The organism is Clostridium tagluense, from assembly GCF_003865095.1.
Taxonomy (GTDB): Bacteria; Bacillota; Clostridia; order Clostridiales; family Clostridiaceae; genus Clostridium_AD; species Clostridium_AD tagluense.
In genome coordinates, this window is sequence record NZ_BHYK01000098.1 from 1 (window position 1) to 1,635 (window position 1,635).

The window sequence follows — 1,635 nt, forward strand, 5'->3', positions numbered from 1 at the left end:
CTTACGACTAAAATTACTTTTTTATCTAAAGTAATTAACTGGTCTAACGAAATATTATTTCGCTATTTTACCTATTTCTCTGTTTAATTTTCAAAGACCAACTTGTTTTGTCATCATGTGACGACTTTTACTATTATACTAGGCATTTCTTATTTTGTCAACAACTTTTTTTAATATTTTTTAAATATATTTTTTAAATATTAAATGTTAACTTATCAATGTTTACCTTTATCGTTACTCACTAGTAGCGACAAGGAGTATTCTATCATAATAATAAAATAGTATATTTAGATTTATTCTTATATATCAATATTATCCTTCATTTCCTAGATATTTCTACATATTACTTTGTTTTAGTTGTATTGACACACATGGCTAGGTATATAATAATTTGTCTATATTTAAGCATATTATGCATTTTTTTTCAGAATTCATTGCAAATGTTATAAGATTAATTAACAAGCTCTAAGTCTATTACATTAAATCATCTTACAATTGAAGACTTCAGAATGAGATTCCCCCATTGTAGACCTGTTGAGCAGATAATAATTCTCAATTGTTATCCCCCACTGAAGTTTTCTATAAATTGTAGTATATGACTCCAACTTATAGAAGTGGGAGTCTTTCTTTCTGAAATGACGTTAAAAATTCACTACCCTAAGAAGTTTAAAAACGATAATGATAAAAAGTAATTTAAATATAATTTCCTACAAAGAAAAACTAACATGCTCCCCATATTATAAATTCAACAAATGGTATATACACAATTAAAATGCCAGGAAAAATATTATAAGTTTTACTATGTATCAATTTAAAATCATACCCAGACAGGTATAAAAGTAAGACCTGAAAGTGAATAAAATTTTATTTACGAAAACCTTTAATGAATTTTAGAATTAATTATGCAAAAAAATAAAAAAACAGTCCAATATGAACTGTTTTTTTGGTGGAGATAAAGGGAATCGAACCCTTGACCCCCTGCGTGCAAGGCAGGTGCTCTCCCAGCTGAGCTATATCCCCTTATGGTGGACCTTCAGGGACTCGAACCCCGGACCGACCGGTTATGAGCCGGTAGCTCTAACCAGCTGAGCTAAAGATCCATAAATTACCTGGCGACGACTTACTCTCCCACAAGGTTGCCCCTGCAGTACCATTAGCGCATTGAAGCTTAACCTTCGTGTTCGGTATGGAAACGGGTGTTACCTTCATGCCATAATCACCAGATTGGCTAATATCACCAATATACTATTAAATTTTTAAAAATGGCTCCGCGAAAAGGATTTGAACCTTCAACCTATCGGTTAACAGCCGAGTGCTCCACCGTTGAGCTATCGCGGAACATTACCTAGCGACGACTTACTCTCCCACAAGGTTGCCCCTGCAGTACCATTAGCGCATTGAAGCTTAACCTTCGTGTTCGGTATGGGAACGGGTGTTACCTTCATGCCATAATCACTAGATTGAGAAAATTTATATTCTCTCAAAATTGCATAGTGAAATTTTTCGCTTATATATATTAAGGTCAAGCCCTCGACTTATTAGTATTAGTCAGCTGAACATGTTACCATGCTTACACCTCTAACCTATCAACCTGGTGTTCTTCCAGGAGTCTTACTAACACCGTGCTTACGCACG

The 1,635-nt window shown here is 33.9% G+C and carries 3 tRNA genes and 3 rRNA genes; all 6 read right to left on the reverse strand.

Annotated elements, in window-relative coordinates:
* Positions 1-944: 944 nt before the first annotated feature.
* Positions 945-1,020, reverse strand: a tRNA-Ala gene (locus Ctaglu_RS24605).
* A 3-nt stretch (positions 1,021-1,023) separates the two neighbouring features.
* Positions 1,024-1,100: transfer RNA gene (locus tag Ctaglu_RS24610), tRNA-Ile, on the reverse strand.
* A gap of 7 nt (positions 1,101-1,107) precedes the next feature.
* Positions 1,108-1,224: ribosomal RNA gene (rrf, locus tag Ctaglu_RS24615) — 5S ribosomal RNA — on the reverse strand.
* A 39-nt stretch (positions 1,225-1,263) separates the two neighbouring features.
* Positions 1,264-1,338, reverse strand: a tRNA-Asn gene (locus Ctaglu_RS24620).
* Between the two features lie 5 nt (positions 1,339-1,343).
* Positions 1,344-1,460 (reverse strand): 5S ribosomal RNA (gene rrf, locus Ctaglu_RS24625).
* A 58-nt stretch (positions 1,461-1,518) separates the two neighbouring features.
* A 23S ribosomal RNA gene (locus Ctaglu_RS24630) occupies positions 1,519-1,635 on the reverse strand; the annotation flags it as partial.